The 15,544-nt window shown below is 52.5% G+C and carries 13 protein-coding genes and 1 other annotated feature; of the genes, 5 read left to right on the top strand and 8 right to left on the bottom strand.

Annotated features, from left to right (window positions below):
* Positions 1 to 243: 243 nt before the first annotated feature.
* The 5 genes from tmaR to JG725_RS01570 all read right to left on the bottom strand — a co-directional run bounded on the left by tmaR (position 244) and on the right by JG725_RS01570 (position 4,332).
* Complete coding sequence (gene tmaR, locus JG725_RS01590) at positions 244 to 561, bottom strand: PTS system regulator TmaR (protein WP_172288075.1); 318 nt, start codon at positions 559 to 561, stop codon at positions 244 to 246.
* 98 nt (positions 562 to 659) lie between these two features.
* Positions 660 to 1,418 carry an ABC transporter ATP-binding protein gene (locus JG725_RS01585; protein WP_199376259.1) on the bottom strand — a complete coding sequence of 253 codons (759 nt, stop codon included), beginning with the start codon at positions 1,416 to 1,418 and terminating at the stop codon, positions 660 to 662.
* Positions 1,415 to 2,422 (bottom strand): iron chelate uptake ABC transporter family permease subunit, encoded by a 1,008-nt coding sequence (locus tag JG725_RS01580; protein ID WP_172288078.1) that lies wholly within the window; start codon positions 2,420 to 2,422, stop codon positions 1,415 to 1,417. The genes JG725_RS01585 and JG725_RS01580 overlap by 4 nt, the downstream gene beginning before the upstream one ends.
* A complete protein-coding gene (locus JG725_RS01575) occupies positions 2,412 to 3,371 on the bottom strand; it encodes an ABC transporter permease (RefSeq protein ID WP_172288080.1) in 960 nt (319 codons plus the stop codon). Before JG725_RS01575 ends, JG725_RS01580 begins: the two co-directional genes overlap by 11 nt.
* A 19-nt stretch (positions 3,372 to 3,390) precedes the next feature.
* On the bottom strand, positions 3,391 to 4,332 hold the full coding sequence (locus tag JG725_RS01570) for a siderophore ABC transporter substrate-binding protein (protein ID WP_370541599.1): 942 nt from the start codon (positions 4,330 to 4,332) through the stop codon (positions 3,391 to 3,393).
* Positions 4,333 to 4,573: 241 nt separating this feature from the next.
* Here JG725_RS01570 and sbcB point away from each other — a divergent pair, with 241 nt between their 5' ends.
* The gene (gene sbcB / locus JG725_RS01565) at positions 4,574 to 6,001 is read left to right on the top strand and encodes an exodeoxyribonuclease I (protein WP_199376255.1); all 1,428 of its coding nucleotides are present in this window, start codon (positions 4,574 to 4,576) and stop codon (positions 5,999 to 6,001) included.
* Between the two features lie 80 nt (positions 6,002 to 6,081).
* Here the strand turns inward: sbcB and JG725_RS01560 are convergent, their stop codons facing one another.
* Both JG725_RS01560 and JG725_RS01555 read right to left on the bottom strand, forming a co-directional pair.
* Positions 6,082 to 7,440 (bottom strand): APC family permease, encoded by a 1,359-nt coding sequence (locus JG725_RS01560; protein WP_172288085.1) that lies wholly within the window; start codon positions 7,438 to 7,440, stop codon positions 6,082 to 6,084.
* Between the two features lie 259 nt (positions 7,441 to 7,699).
* Positions 7,700 to 8,455, bottom strand: coding sequence for a flagellar brake protein (locus tag JG725_RS01555; protein WP_172288794.1), 756 nt, complete (start codon positions 8,453 to 8,455; stop codon positions 7,700 to 7,702).
* A gap of 520 nt (positions 8,456 to 8,975) precedes the next feature.
* Here JG725_RS01555 and JG725_RS01550 point away from each other — a divergent pair.
* Positions 8,976 to 10,928: a methyl-accepting chemotaxis protein gene (locus tag JG725_RS01550; protein ID WP_199376253.1), complete on the top strand. Its 1,953-nt coding sequence runs from the start codon at positions 8,976 to 8,978 to the stop codon at positions 10,926 to 10,928.
* A 66-nt stretch (positions 10,929 to 10,994) separates the two neighbouring features.
* On the opposite strand, the gene JG725_RS01545 is transcribed toward JG725_RS01550, so the two are convergent.
* Positions 10,995 to 11,822, bottom strand: a complete 828-nt coding sequence (locus tag JG725_RS01545; protein WP_199377183.1) for an SDR family oxidoreductase — start codon at positions 11,820 to 11,822, stop codon at positions 10,995 to 10,997.
* A gap of 193 nt (positions 11,823 to 12,015) precedes the next feature.
* Positions 12,016 to 12,136: a sequence feature (His leader region), on the top strand.
* A 122-nt stretch (positions 12,137 to 12,258) separates the two neighbouring features.
* Here JG725_RS01545 and hisG point away from each other — a divergent pair.
* From hisG to hisC, 3 genes are read left to right on the top strand one after another with little or no spacing between them, the layout of a single operon-like run.
* The gene (gene hisG / locus JG725_RS01540; RefSeq protein WP_172288088.1) at positions 12,259 to 13,158 is read left to right on the top strand and encodes an ATP phosphoribosyltransferase; all 900 of its coding nucleotides are present in this window, start codon (positions 12,259 to 12,261) and stop codon (positions 13,156 to 13,158) included.
* 5 nt (positions 13,159 to 13,163) lie between these two features.
* The gene (gene hisD, locus JG725_RS01535; protein ID WP_199376251.1) at positions 13,164 to 14,477 is read left to right on the top strand and encodes a histidinol dehydrogenase; all 1,314 of its coding nucleotides are present in this window, start codon (positions 13,164 to 13,166) and stop codon (positions 14,475 to 14,477) included.
* Positions 14,474 to 15,544, top strand: coding sequence for a histidinol-phosphate transaminase (gene hisC, locus JG725_RS01530; RefSeq protein ID WP_199376249.1), 1,071 nt, complete (start codon positions 14,474 to 14,476; stop codon positions 15,542 to 15,544). Before hisD ends, hisC begins: the two co-directional genes overlap by 4 nt.

Here is a 15,544-nt window from a genome sequence, read left to right as displayed (position 1 = left end):
ACATCATGAACCGTTGGCGCAGGTCAAAAATCAATCCATACAATGGGCTACGCAATCAATATTGTCGGTTTCAGTCAATTAAGGGGAGGAATGCGAAGCGCATTCAGCTTTCAGCGCGGGAAATGAGCGCCAGGTATCTACAGCAAACCGGTACGGCCGTAAAATAGCGCGGCAGGGATTAAAAAATCAGGGACCGCTTAGGCGATCCCTGATTGTTACAGCGGTTAGGTTCAGCCGCTCGGGTTATTTCACTTCACCCATAGTTTTCAATTTTTTGGACAATTCACGACGCTCTTTCGACAGATCGGCGTTTTTAATGATGTAATCATCCACGCGATCTTCATAATCACTGCGCATGCTGGCAATGATGCCCTGAATGTCTTCGATGGTCATGCCAGGCTTAATGTACTCGCTCAGGTTATCGAGCAGTAAGACACGCTTCTGGTTATCACGAATTTTCTTTTCGTTATCGACGATTTCACGTTGCAGTTTATTTTTACGACGAAACATACGCACAAACTCCAGAACATCCTGGAAACAAGGCTTAGTATCCTTATCCATTTTTCTACCCTTACTTAAGTCATACACAAATTCTAATACGCTAACCATACAGGTTAGCAGCTATCTGCGACAAGATGGTTTTCTCCGGAATCGATTAATTACCGATAATACACGGCGATACGTTGGCTATTCACCTGCTCGATAGCCACCTCGGTATCAAAGATATCTTCCAGTATTTCAGAAACCATAATCTCTTCGGGCTTACCGCTGTAGATAATCCGCCCTTTGCGCATGGCGATAATATAGTCGGAGTAGGCTGAGGCAAAATTGATATCATGAATGACCAGAACAATGGTTTTTCCCAGTTCATCCGCCGCCCGACGGATCTGTTTCATCATTGCCACCGCATGTTTCATGTCCAGGTTATTGAGCGGTTCGTCCAACAGCACATACTCCGTATCCTGACATAAAACCATGGCCACATAGGCGCGCTGCCGCTGTCCGCCTGAAAGCTGATCCAAAAAACGGCCTTTCAATTCGGTCAGATCGAGAAATTCCAGCGCCGCATCTATACGCTGACGATCGTCTGCATTTAACCGCCCTTTGGTATAGGGATAGCGCCCAAACCCAACCAACTCGGCCACGGTCAACCGGCTGGTAAACTGATTCTCCTGCCGCAGCACCGACAAACAAGTTGCCAGCTTGTCACTCGGCGTCCTGGCGACATCCATGCCGTTAACGCGGACCTGCCCGCGATCGGCGTCCAATAAGCGGCTGATGATGGACAATAACGTCGATTTCCCTGCCCCGTTAGGGCCGATAATCGAAGTCACGCCGCCCCGGGGGATGGTGGCGGTAACGTTTTCCAATACCGCCATATGATTATAGGTTTTAGTTACATCGCCGATCTCAATCACACGGAAACCTTTTTAAGTAACAATAGAATAAACAGTGAACCACCGATAAATTCAATCACCACCGATAATGAGCCGGACATCCCCAGCAGATGTTCCAGCAGCAGTTGTCCGCCGACCAGGGAAATAATGCCCAGCAGAAAGGCGGCCGGCAGCAAAAAACGATGTTGTCTGGTGCCAATAATCATATACGCCAGATTGGCCACCATAAATCCCAGAAAGGTCAACGGCCCGACCAGCGCCGTCGATATCGCCACCAGCACGGAGACCAACAGCAAAATCACCGTCACGCTGCGCTTGTAATCCAGCCCCAGATTAATCGCGGTATTACGTCCCAGCGCCAACACATCGAATCGAAAGCGCATCCGCCATATCACGACGGCGATAATCACCGAGATCGCCGCCGACAGCCCGATCAACTCAGGCGCGGCGCGCGTGAAGGTGGCGAATATACGGCCCTGCAAAATAGCAAACTCGCTGGGGGAGAGTAAGCGTTGCATCAGGTTGGCGACGCTGCGAAACAGCGTGCCGCAGATAATGCCCACCAGCAAAATCAGATGCAGGTTGTTACCATTTCCGGTAAATAACCAGCGGTAAAGCACGGCGGAAAACATCACCAGCAACAACGCCTCGGTGATGAATTTACCCTGAATGCCCAAACCCGGTATGCCCTGAGTACCGAAAATAAAAATCAAGGCGGTTTGAATCAGAATAAACAGCGCCTCAAACCCCATGATGGAAGGCGTCAGAATACGGTTATTGGTCACCGTCTGGAACAACACCGTCGATACGCTGGCGGCAAACGCCACCAACAGCATCGTCGCCAGCATCCATCCCCGATGCGTCAGGATATAGCGCAGATTGCTGCCGAGATTGACGGTCATAAATATCGCCATCGCCGCCAGTGACAAGGCGCCCAACAGCAATAAACGCCGGCGGGGAGATAATCCCCGTTGTTTTTCGTGCGCCACGGCAGGCACCGCCGAATTCACTTTATTAACTGACATGACGTTTTTGACTTAGCAGCAGGAGAAGAAAAACGATAGCCCCGATGACACCCAGAATGACGCTGACCGGTATCTCAAACGGATAGCGAACCACCCGGCCGATGATGTCGCACAATAACACCAGACCTCCCCCCAGCAGACACACCCACGGAATGGTTTTACGGATATTATCGCCCATTATCATACTGATAAGATTGGGAACGATAAGGCCGAGGAACGGTAACGCGCCAATCACCACCACCACCACGCCGCTCACGACCGCCACAATCGACAGCCCCATCAGCATCACCCGCCGATAGTTAAGCCCGACATTGACCGAAAACTCACGCCCCATGCCCGCCACGGTGAAGCGATCCGCGATCCAGCAAGCGACAAGCGTCAGTATACCGACCAGCCACAGCAGTTCGTAGCGACCTTTCAATACGCCGGAAAAATCCCCCGACTCCCAACTGCCGAGCGCCTGCAACAGATCAAAATGCATGGCGCCGAACGTGGTGATCGCACTGATAACGGCGCCGAGCATAATCCCCACCAGCGGCACCACCAATGCGGATTTCAGCACTATCCGCCGCAACAGCAGCATAAATAATAGCGTACCGGCCATCGCAAACAGACTGGCGACAATCATTTTGACAAACACGGAAGACGTCGGCGCCAGAACCATCATAACCAGCAGGCCCAATCCTGCGGACTGGGTTGTTCCGGCCAATGACGGCTCCACGAAGCGGTTTTGCGTCAACAATTGCATGATCAAACCGGCCACGCTCATCGCGCTCCCCGCCAGCAGCAATGCCAGCGTTCGCGGAATGCGGCTGATCAGGAAAATATCGCGCATGGACTGATCGCTCCAGAGCGCCTGCATACTCACCCGGCCGGCGCCGACAAACAGACTGGCAACGATCATTCCGCCCAGCAGCATGATACCAAGCGCAAAATAGAAAGGTTTCATTGTTCCTGCCACGATCGTGCTATTGCTTATTCAACGCGTTATCGACGTCCGTAATCAGCTTTTTATAGCTTTGCAGGCCTCCGGCGATATAAAGCGATGCGGAATCCAGATAAACGATATGATTATTTTGCCAGGCGTTGGTCTTATGAATCAGCGGATTGTCCAGCACCTGCCGCGCCGACTCCCCGCTCGCCTGCCCGATGGCGCTATCGCGATCCAGCACAAACAGCCACTCAGGATTTACGCTGAGTATGAATTCCGAGGTCACCACATTACCGTGCCGGCCCGCCTGCGGAAATTCCGTGGCGGGGGTAAATCCCAACTCATCAAAAATAAATCCAAAACGCGATGCCGGGCCGTAAGCCGACATTTTTCCGCCGCTGATCATCAGCACCAGGGCATTACCGGCATTGACGGCTTTAGCCTGGGTTTGGGCAATCTGCTGTTTAAAATCAGCTAACTGTGCTTTGGCTTCCTCTTCTTTGCCGAAGAGGGTTCCCAATTGTTCAATACGTTGGGAGAAACTCTGCATAAACTGGTTTTCATCAACGTCGAGCGATATCGTCGGCGAGATGGCGCTCAACTTATCGTAAGCATCGGTGGCGCGTCCCCCGGCGATAATCAGGTCAGGTTTCATGCTGCTGAGCACTTCATAGTCAGGCTCGAACAACGTGCCGACGTTGATGTATTCACTGCCGCGATATTTGGCAAGAAACTCAGGCAGTTGCGTACTGCTCTGCGGAACGCCGGCCACCTCGATATTCAAGGCATCCATCGTATCCAGGGTGGAGGGATTGAAGACGACGACTTTTTGGGGATGCAGCGGAACCTGCGTGGTTCCTTGCGCATGCTCAACGGTTATCGTTTCCGCGTTTTCTGATGACGAAACCGCCTGATCGCAACCTGCCAGCGCGAGCATTGACGCGAGTAACGTCGTTTTCACCGTAAAAGCTACGTTCACCTGCATTATTTTCCCCTTTCGCTGATTATCGCTTGGGACAATAGGCCGCAAGCAATAAATAAAAGAATCTAATTATCATTCGCATTAAAGGGGAAATTGTACCCGAATGGGCGTCAACATGCCTAGCAATTATACCCGCGCGGGATTTGACCCACATCAGGAAAGCGACACAGAAAACCTATTCAATGATATTCTTATTGCTTTATTAGCATTCAAACTCATCATCTAACGCAATGTAAATATGGCCGATAAAACACAACCTACGTTTTTCATTCATGACTATGAGACATTCGGTAAGCACCCGGCCCGCGATCGGCCCGCGCAGTTTGCCGGAGTGCGCACCGATATGGATTTCAACATCATCGGCGATCCGCTGGTCATCTATTGCAAACCGGCGGATGATTATCTGCCGGAGCCTGAAGCGGTGATGATCACCGGCATCACGCCGCAGTTGGCCTTGGCCAAAGGCGTGAACGAAGCCGAGTTCGCCCGCCATATTCATGAAGCATTCAGCGTTCCCGGCACTTGCGTCATGGGCTATAACAACATCCGGTTCGATGACGAAGTCAGCCGCAATATCTTTTATCGTAATTTCTATGATCCTTACGCTTACAGTTGGCAAAACGGCAACTCGCGCTGGGATTTACTGGATGCGCTGCGCGCGTGCTATGCGCTGCGGCCGGAAGGAATTGTCTGGCCGGACAACGATGACGGCTTGCCCAGCTTCAGACTGGAACATTTAACCCGGGCCAACGGCGTCTCCCATGAACATGCCCACGACGCCATGTCCGACGTTTACGCCACCATCTCCATGGCCCGGCTGCTGAAGCAGGCTCAGCCCAAGCTTTTTGATTATCTTTTCCAGTTGCGCAACAAGAATAAGGTCAACGCACTGCTTGATATTCCGCAAATGAAACCCCTGGTTCATGTTTCCGGCATGTTTGGCGCGGCGAGGGGCAACACCAGTTGGGTGGCGCCGCTGGCGTGGCATCCCGACAACCGCAACGCCGTCATCATGTGCGATCTGGCCGGCGATATGACCCCGCTGCTGGATTTGGATGTCGATGAATTACGCCAACGGCTGTATACCCGCCGGGATCAACTGACGGCCGACCAGCAGGCCGTTCCCATCAAATTGGTTCATATCAACAAATGCCCGGTGCTTGCGCCCGCCAATACGCTGAGACCGGAAGACGCGGCACGATTGGGTATCGATCGCCAACGGTGTCTGGATAATGTAAAACTGCTGCGGCAGAACAGTCAGATCAGAGAAAAAGTCGTGGCGCTGTTTGCCGAGTCGCCGGCATTTAACGCGCCAAGCGATGTCGATCAGCGTCTCTATGACGGCTTTTTTGGCGATGCCGATCGCATGGCGATGAAAATCATTCAGGCAACCGCGCCGCAAAATCTTCCCGCGTTGGATCTCAAATTCGTCGACGACCGTCTGGAGCCGCTGCTATTCCGCTATCGCGCCCGCAACTTTCCAAACACGCTGGACGACAGCGAACAGCAACGCTGGTTGCAGCATCGCCAGGGGGTGTTCACCGCGGAGCGGTTGCAGGAATACATTGCCGAATTGGATGCGCTATATCAGCGTTATGACGGGGATAAACAAAAAACCGATTTAATTAAGGCGCTGTGGGCTTACGCGCAAGATCTGGCGAGCTAGTCGCTCATTGCCGAAAGTCCGGGGCGGAGAACCGGTTCTCCGCCCTTTTCGTCCGGCTATTCAGCGAGGTGCCGGATAACTTAAATCAACTCTTCACTGCATTGCGGCACCGGTTGACGGAAACTGCGCGTGACGAAAGCCAGATAAAGCAGACCCATCGTTGCCCAAATCAGGCCGAGGGTCATGGAGCTTTCCTCCAGATTAACCCACAGCGCGCCAACGGTCAGCGCGCCCAGAACCGGTAAAATAAGGTAGTTGACGGTATCTTTCAGCGTGCGATTGCGGCGCTCGCGAATATAGAACTGTGAAATCACCGACAGGTTCACGAAGGTGAAGGCCACCAGCGCGCCGAAGTTAATCAACGCGGTAGCCGTTACCAAATCGAAAGAGACCGCCGAGAGCGCAATCGCGCCGACCAGCAATACGTTCAGCGATGGCGTCCGCCATTTCGGATGAATATAGCCAAAAAAGCGTTCGGGGAATACGCCATCGCGGCCCATCACATACATCAGGCGCGATACGCCGGCGTGCGCCGCCATCCCGGACGCCAGCACCGTCACGCAGGAAAACACCAGAATAATCGACTGAAAAAATTTCCCGGCGACATACAGCATGATTTCCGGCTGCGAGGCGTCCGGATCGTTAAAGCGCGAGATATCCGGAAAGTACAGTTGCAGAAAATAGGCGACGGCGATAAAAATCACCCCGCCGATCAATGCGGTCAGAAAAATCGCTTTCGGGATAACATTGCCGGCATCCTGCGTTTCTTCAGACAATGAACTGATGCCGTCAAACCCCAGGAAAGAGAAGCAAAGGATCGTCGCGCCGGTGATCATCGGCACGACCTGCGCGTTTTCCGACCAGAAAGGTTGCGTGCTGACGAGCGTTCCGGCCCCTTCTCCGTGATAAACGCCCTGAATGACCAGTCCCAAAAACACGACCATGATGGCGACCTGCACCACCACGATGACGGAATTAAGATTGGCGACCACATTGATGCCGCGCAGGTTAAACAGCGTCATCAATCCGACCAGCGCCGCGACGAAAATCCATGACGGCACGCCGGGGAAAATGGCTTCAAGGTAGATTTTCGCCAGCAGAATATTGATCATCGGCATAAACAGATAGTCCAGCAGCGATGACCACCCCACCATAAATCCAACATGCGGGCTAATGGCTTTTTGTGCGTAGGTATAGGCGGAACCGGCGGATGGAAAGCGGCGAACGAGCTTGCCATAACTTAAGGCGGTAAACAGAATGCCTGCCAGGGCGAAGGCATAAGCGGTGGCGACGTGGCCGTCGGTCAGGCCGGAAACGATACCAAACGTATCAAAAATGGTCATTGGCTGCATATAAGCCAGCCCCATCATGACAACCGGCCATAACGTGAGTGTTCTTCTTAATTGCACACGTTTCGCGGAACTTACTGATTGCCCCATTATCCCTTTCCTCACGGTGGCTCACTGGCACACACAAGCAGACTTATCTATCCGGATCATTGTCCGGCCTCTTTAGTTGAAGACCTAAATGCAAAAAAATAACCGACGCTATGGAGCGTCGGTTATTTTGCAAGGCGCGTATTCTGCACCAGTCATTCCCGTCTGACAAGATGTTGAGAAATCCGGAAACAATTTTATGGCTATCGCGTTTTATTAAAAAGTCATCATGCGGCTGCGTGTAAGCACGTTGGCAAAAAAATCACAGTTCCTGAAACTTTCTTTTCTTCTCATTGTGTAATCTTTCAAGCTCGAAAATGACCTGTTGCAGGTCACGTTCCTGGGCGGCAGACAGCATCGGAAATTTAAAGCTCAGGCGCTGGGTGATTCTCACCTCGCCTTTATTATCCACGTCTTTCATCGTCGATTGACCGACAAACTGCAAATCCACGCAGAAGAACCCATATTCATCGAGATCCATCTCAACCCCGCTGATGATATCCCCTTCCTTCAATAACCCGGTGGTATCCCGATCGGTATACAGGCTTACCCCGCCGAGAGAGAGATCCCTGATGGTAAATTGAAAGCGGCTGTCATCCGGTAATTCGCCACGGCACAGCAATGGCGGCCAAAGCGGCGTATTAATACGGAAATAGGTTCTGCGCTGGATGAGGTAGAGTTGTTCCGGAATAGAGGCGGTGAACGCGGGTAAGCCTTGAAAATCAACCGTTCGGGCGATTTCAGCGCTAAACTCGACTTTAGCTCCGGTCGGTTCAGCCACGAAACTCAATGCTCCCGCATACAAGGCGCGGCTATTCTCGCGTTCGACGCCACCCAGATCAAAAATAAAAATGTTATTGTCGGGTATGACATCAAGTATTTTACTGATGAACTGACCACGAGAATGATGAACCATAACCGTGGTGTCATTTTTCTTTAATTCACGCAGCGTTGCGCAGATAGCCAGTTTGTTACGCTTAACAAACTGCTCTTTCAAATTTTCATCCACTACTTCCATCCCCACCGTTTAGCCAATGGTTTATATTTATGTTTTGACATGATAAATATTGCTTCAATCGGTATCGACCGGCACAGCTCACAACTTTAGAGCAAATGCCGAAAAAAATACAATAACCCGTCGGCAAATCAGCGCTTTCTCCTGACGCCGGAGGATCGCCGTTCTGGTCGTTGCTCTCCGCTGCCCGCAATGGGGAAACAACACCGCATATGCCTTTTATTTTCTGATTAAATACGCCGAATTGCTGTTTAAACGCTCATTTTTCACACCGAAAAATTGCTATTTATCATCTTCAAAAATAAACTCGGCTTAATAAGAATTTACTATGAATTTTTCGTATATTTGCACAATAAACCCCGTGCTTGCGCCCAACGCCAAGAGATCTTAATCACAAATTCTTATTACACCTTATAAAAAAACTAAAACTCCAGGCATGCGGACCGATAAATCATCTCGTCCATAAATCAAATAATATTTCCCATTATTCATCATGAGTGTGTTTTATACACGGAGAGGCACAATGCATTCTTTAATTTCCCGCATTCGTAATGTTAAAATTTCCCACAAGCTTTACATCGGCTTTGGCGTTGTCCTTCTATTGGTCATTATTGCATCGTATCTGAGCGTTAATCGATTTAAAGAAATTAGAAATATTTATGAAAAAACCAACCTGATATACAATATTAACATTGAGGTTTTTCAGGCTAAAATCAATCGGCTAAAATATTTTTACACTGCTGATGAACAGTCTCGCGAAGTTATGTCAAACTATATCAAACACGCGACTCAGTTTACCCAGGAAGCAAGTAAGTTGTCATGGAGCGCTGAGGAAATAGCACATATTAACGATATAGATCAGTATCTTGATGAATTTCAGACCACCATTGGCAACATGGGCGTCGCCACAAAGAAAACCGTTGATTACAAAGCACAAATAGACAGCCTTAATAATGAAAATCACCTTCAAAATTTCAACAACAATCTTTATCGTCAATTAATAGAGAACGATCTTTTTCATAAAATTAACGATTTTTCGTTATTAGTTACGGAGATAAAAAATCACGCGTATGAACTTCAAATTAAAGGCACCGATGAGTCGCTAAAAAAACTGGAAGAAAAATTCAGTAATTCAGAAAAGGCTTATCAGGATATCGCCCCGGCTTTGTTGCCGGAGCAAAAGGTCTTAGTCGATGGCCTGTGGCGATATGCGGTCAACTACAAAACGCTTAATGAGGATTATTTTAAATCTCTGAACGAACTGAAACTGGCGGAGGATGCCGTTAAAGTTGCGGGCGATAAAAGTAGCGCGGCCCTTAAAGCCATCATTAACATTGTAAAAGAAAAAAATGATGTTCTGGCCTACGACTCCGCCAATATCACCATTATTATTGGTCTTATTGCCGTTATCATTGGCATCGCCGTTTCAATGTATATTACACGCCAAATCACCAAACCCGTTATTCACAATCTTTCTCTGGCTGAACAAATCGCCAGCGGCGATCTTACGGCTTCAATAACCGTCGATCGCCATGATGAACTAGGGCAATTGACCGCGGCAATGGCACGAATGAACGAAAAACTGCGCCGTATGATTAGCGATGTCCGCGACAGCGTGGATAGCGTCGCCAACTCGGCCGCCAAAATCGCGGTCGGCAATAACGACCTGTCGTCCCGTACGGAACAGCAGGCGGCCGCCGTGGTTGAAACCGCCGCCAGTATGGAAGAATTGACCTCCACGGTGAAGAACAATGCGGAAAATGCCCGACATGCCAGCCAGATAACGGCGGAAGCATCGCACAATGCTTATAAAGGGGGAGAAGTGGTGCGCAACGTGGTCAGCACCATGGATGACATCTCAGCCAGTTCCAGGAAAATCGCCGACATCACCGCCGTGATTAATAGTATCGCTTTTCAAACCAATATCCTGGCGCTGAACGCCGCCGTTGAAGCGGCCCGGGCCGGCGAGCAAGGACGTGGGTTCGCCGTCGTCGCCAGCGAAGTGCGTAACCTTTCTCAACGCAGCTCTCAGGCGGCCAAAGACATTGCCGGTCTGATATCCGAATCGGTTTCGCGCATTGATGTGGGTAACCAGTTGGTTGCCCAGGCGGGTGATACCATGGATCAAATCGTCGCTTCCGTTTCCCGGGTTAATGACATCATGAACGAAATCTCCGCCGCATCCGATGAGCAAAGCCGTGGGATTGAACAGATAGCCCGCGCAATCGGCGAACTGGACACCACGACCCAGCAGAATGCGGCGCTGGTGATGGAATCGTCTATTTCGGCCAACTCGCTGGAGGAACAGTCAGACCTGCTGGAAAAAATGGTGGCTAATTTCCGTTTGTCCCAGAACGAAAACCCCGCACAAACCAGGCTGGCGGTAATCACCCCGCCTTCAGCGCAAAAAACGCTGCCTCAGGCCAGCCGCGGCGCGGACACAACGGCGCCGAATAAAGACTGGTCGGCATTCTGATCCCCATGCCCTGATTGCCGCCAGGCTAATCAGGGCAACCTGAAATCTCAGGTTGCCTGCATTCTGTTACCCCAGCGGCATGGTCATCGGATCCGGATACTGATAGTCAAATCCGAGTTCATTGCAAATACGCTGACCATCAACGATACGGCCTGAAGCCATATTTTCATCAGCGACAAACTGCGGCGGGGTTAATCCTAACTGACGAGCCTGCTCGGGATAATAATCCTGTTTCGCCGGGTGCCCCGGCGCACAGAGATTATACAGATGCCCGCCGTGCGGGCGTTTTAATAATAGCTGGATGGCTTCCAGCACATCTTCCTGATGAACCAGATTCACGCCGCGAGCGCCGCCGGTCAGCCCGGTTTTCCCGGCCAGAAAACGACCGGGGTGACGATCGATACCCACCAGTCCGGCCAACCGCAGGATATCCACCGAGGTATCCGGCAAATGTTGCAGCCACTGTTCGAGCGACACCAGTACCTTGCCGGCAATGGATACCGGTTGCAGCGGTGAGTTTTCCCGCACGACGCCGGTGGTATTGCCATACACGGAGGTTGAACTGGTGAAGATAATCCGCGGAACTTTAAAAACCCGGGCGGTATTAACCAACTGTTGCACCGCCTGAGCATAATGCTCCCCGCCCTGCGCCGTACGGCTGGCGGGCAACGTGATAATCAGCACATCCACCTGCAATAAGGCGGTTAACTCGTCGGCATCACACATCAGCTCAGGCGTCAGTCTGAGCTGATAACATTCGATGCCGCTCAGCCGGGCGGCTTCAACGCCGTCAATGGTGGTTTTACTGCCGACAACCTGATAGCCATGACCATTCAGCGCCAACGCCAGCGGCATACCCAACCACCCCAGTCCGACAATCGCCACTTTCTTCATCATTCACTCTCCCGCACATCCGCCGCAATATTTATCGGGTACTTACCGTCGATGACACCCTGCACGATCAATCATCCCGCATCCAGTAAAAAAGTGTTGCACAAATACCCGCACATGGTTTAGGTTATCCGACAGGCAGTTACTCTATTGATACAACCAAGAGATATTTTATGACAAGCGTTCTGTTTAACCACCATCATCACCATCACCCTGACTAGTCTTTCAGGCGATTGGTGCTGGAAGACGTTCAGATCTTCCAGTGGCGCAGAACGAAAAGAGAGCCCTCGGAAGATCACTTCCGAGGGTTTTTTTATGGGCTGGCTTTCATGCCTCCCCCTGCGGGCCGTTGCCAAGCAACGTTAAAAAAACGCTCCGCGGTTTTTTATAGCCCGATTTTTTTAGCATAGTATTTAATTTGACAGGTAATGAGGTTTCCATGCTGGATAAAACACGTTTACGGATAGCAATGCAGAAGTCAGGCCGCCTGAGCGATGATTCACGCGAACTGCTGGCACGTTGCGGTATCAAAATCAATCTGCAACAACAGCGTCTTATCGCGTTTGCTGAAAACATGCCGATCGACATTCTGCGCGTTCGTGATGACGATATTCCGGGACTGGTGATGGATGGCGTCGTCGATCTGGGCATCATCGGTGAAAACGTGCTGGAAGAAGAGTTGCTCAACCGCCGCGCCCAGGGCGAAGACCCTCGCTACTTTACCTTACGCCGTCTGGACTTTGGCGGCTGCCGTTTGTCGCTGGCCATGCCGCTGGACGAAGAATATACCGGCCCGCAGTGTCTGCAAAGCAAACGCATCGCCACCTCCTATCCTCACCTGCTCAAACAATATCTCGATAAACAAGCCATTGATTTCAAATCCTGTCTGCTGAACGGTTCGGTTGAAGTCGCGCCTCGCGCCGGGTTGGCGGACGCGATCTGCGATCTGGTATCGACGGGCGCCACGCTGGAAGCGAACGGCCTGCGCGAAGTCGAAGTCATCTACCGCTCCAAGGCCTGCCTGATTCAACGCGACGGTGAAATGTCCGCCGACAAACAACAGCTCATTGATAAATTGCTGACGCGTATGCAGGGCGTTATTCAGGCGCGTGAATCAAAATATATTATGTTGCACGCGCCAAGCGAACGGCTGGAAGAAGTCGTCGCCCTGCTGCCTGGCGCGGAGCGCCCGACCATTCTGCCGCTGGCCGGCGACCAAAGCCGCGTCGCCATGCATATGGTCAGCAGCGAAACCCTGTTCTGGGAAACCATGGAAAAACTCAAATCTCTCGGCGCCAGTTCCATTCTGGTATTGCCGATTGAGAAAATGATGGAGTAATGACGATGGCCGACAGCAACTTCAATACCCTGATTGACTGGCAAGCGTGTAGCGCCGAAGAACAGCGCCGGTTACTGACTCGCCCGGCGATCTCGGCGTCCGATCGCATCACCGGTATCGTAAAAGATATTCTGGCAACCGTGAAAAGCAGCGGCGACCAGGCATTACGTGAGTACAGCGCAACGTTTGATAAAGTTCAGATCGACGCTATCCGCGTCAGTGAAGCGGAAATCGCCGCGGCCTCGGCCCGTCTGGGCGAAGATGTGAAACAGGCGATGGCGGTGGCCGTGCGCAATATCGAAACCTTTCACAATGCGCAAAAACTCCCCACTGTCGATATCGAAACTCAGCCCGGGGTACGCTGCCAGCAGCTTACCCGCCCTATCGCCACCGTCGGCTTATATATTCCGGGCGGCTCGGCGCCGCTGCCTTCAACGGTGCTGATGCTGGGCACCCCGGCCCGCATCGCTGGCTGTCAACGCGTGGTGTTGTGTTCTCCCCCGCCTATTGCCGATGAAATTCTGTACGCCGCCCAGCTCTGCGGTATTCAGGAAGTGTTCCAACTGGGCGGCGCGCAGGCTATCGCCGCCATGGCCTTTGGCACGCAAAGCGTCCCCAAAGTGGATAAAATATTCGGCCCCGGCAACGCCTATGTTACCGAGGCCAAACGTCAGGTCAGTCAGCAGCTTGACGGCGCGGCGATTGATATGCCCGCCGGCCCGTCCGAAGTGCTGGTGATTGCCGACAGCGGCGCCACCCCGGCGTTTATTGCCGCCGACCTGCTGTCACAAGCGGAGCACGGCCCTGATTCACAGGTTATCCTGCTGACGCCCGACGCCGCATTGGCCAAAGCGGTGGCCGATGCCGTCGAGCAGCAGCTCGCCCAGCTTTCCCGCGCCGAGATCGCCCGGCAGGCGCTGTCCGGCAGCCGGGTCATTGTGGCCCGTGATTTAGCGCAGTGTGTGGAAATCAGTAATCAATACGGCCCGGAACACTTGATCATTCAGACGCGCGATGCGGAAAAATGGGTCGACCGCATCACCAGCGCCGGTTCCGTTTTCCTGGGCGACTGGTCACCCGAATCGGCGGGCGACTATGCGTCCGGCACCAACCATGTATTGCCGACTTATGGCTATACCTCAACCTATTCAAGTTTGGGATTGGCGGATTTCCAGAAACGGATGACGGTGCAACAGTTAACGCCGCAGGGTTTGCTGCAACTGGCGCCGACCATCGAAACGCTGGCGCAGGCCGAACAGCTTACCGCCCACAAAAATGCCGTCACCCTGCGTGTCGCTGCCCTTAAGGAGCAAGCATGAGCATTGAACAACTGGCCCGCGCCAATGTGCGCGCCCTGACGCCCTATCAGTCTGCCCGCCGGCTGGGCGGTAACGGCGACGTGTGGCTGAATGCCAATGAATATCCGCAGGCGCCGGAATATCAGCTCACGCTATCGACGCTGAACCGCTATCCTGAATGTCAGCCCAAACAGGTGATTGAACGCTATGCCGAGTATGCCGGGTTAGCGCCGGAGCAGGTGCTGGTCAGCCGCGGCGCGGACGAAGGCATCGAACTGCTGATTCGGGCTTTCTGCGAGCCGGGTAAAGACGCCATTCTGTTCTGTCCGCCGACCTATGGCATGTATGCGGTAAGCGCCGAAACGTTCGGCGTGGAACGCCGTACCGCGCAAAGCACCCTTGACTGGCAGTTGGACATGGACTCCATCGAACGGCAACTGGACGGCGTAAAGCTGGTGTATGTATGCAGTCCCAATAATCCGACCGGCAATCTGGTGAAACAGGAAGACCTGCGTCGCCTGCTGGATCTGACCCGGGACAAAGCGCTGATCGTCGTCGACGAAGCCTACATTGAGTTCTGCCCGCAGGCCTCGACCGTCGGCTGGTTGGCGGACTACCCGCATCTGGTCATCCTGCGGACCCTGTCGAAAGCCTTTGCGCTGGCCGGACTGCGCTGTGGCTTTACGTTGGCCAACGCGGATGTGATTGCCTTATTGCTGAAGGTGATTGCCCCGTACCCGCTGTCGCTGCCGGTTGCCGATATCGCCGCGCAGGCGCTGAGCGCGCAGGGAGTGGCGAACATGCGGAGAAACGTGGCCGAGGTGATGGAAAATCGGCGCTGGCTGGCCGACCAATTAGCGTCGCTGGCCTGTGTGGAAAAGGTATTCCCCAGCGAAAGCAACTATCTGCTGGTGCGTTTTACCGCCTCCAGCCAGGTTTTCAAGATTCTGTGGGATGAGGGCATTATCCTGCGCGATCAGAACAAACAGCCCGGGTTGTCCGGCTGTTTACGCATCACTATCGGCAACCGTTATGAATGCGAACGCGCCATCGACGCATTACGGTCATTGCCTGGAATCAACGCTTAA

Origin of the sequence: Brenneria sp. L3-3C-1 (assembly GCF_016456245.1) — a bacterium.
GTDB lineage: Bacteria > Pseudomonadota > Gammaproteobacteria > Enterobacterales > Enterobacteriaceae > Brenneria.
This window is presented reverse-complemented; position numbering and strand designations above follow the sequence as displayed.

Bases quoted from the DNA above. Each gene is read 5' to 3' on its own strand.
- JG725_RS01575 (WP_172288080.1), bottom strand. From the start codon at position 3,371: ATGAAACCTTTCTATTTTGCGCTTGGTATCATGCTGCTGGGCGGAATG.
- JG725_RS01545 (WP_199377183.1), bottom strand. From the start codon at position 11,822: ATGAAGAAAGTGGCGATTGTCGGACTGGGGTGGTTGGGTATGCCGCTG.
- sbcB (WP_199376255.1), top strand. From the start codon at position 4,574: ATGGCCGATAAAACACAACCTACGTTTTTCATTCATGACTATGAGACA.
- JG725_RS01580 (WP_172288078.1), bottom strand. From the start codon at position 2,422: ATGTCAGTTAATAAAGTGAATTCGGCGGTGCCTGCCGTGGCGCACGAA.
- tmaR (WP_172288075.1), bottom strand. From the start codon at position 561: ATGGATAAGGATACTAAGCCTTGTTTCCAGGATGTTCTGGAGTTTGTG.
- JG725_RS01560 (WP_172288085.1), bottom strand. From the start codon at position 7,440: ATGGGGCAATCAGTAAGTTCCGCGAAACGTGTGCAATTAAGAAGAACA.
- hisD (WP_199376251.1), top strand. From the start codon at position 13,164: ATGGCCGACAGCAACTTCAATACCCTGATTGACTGGCAAGCGTGTAGC.
- JG725_RS01550 (WP_199376253.1), top strand. From the start codon at position 8,976: ATGCATTCTTTAATTTCCCGCATTCGTAATGTTAAAATTTCCCACAAG.
- hisC (WP_199376249.1), top strand. From the start codon at position 14,474: ATGAGCATTGAACAACTGGCCCGCGCCAATGTGCGCGCCCTGACGCCC.
- hisG (WP_172288088.1), top strand. From the start codon at position 12,259: ATGCTGGATAAAACACGTTTACGGATAGCAATGCAGAAGTCAGGCCGC.
- JG725_RS01555 (WP_172288794.1), bottom strand. From the start codon at position 8,455: ATGGAAGTAGTGGATGAAAATTTGAAAGAGCAGTTTGTTAAGCGTAAC.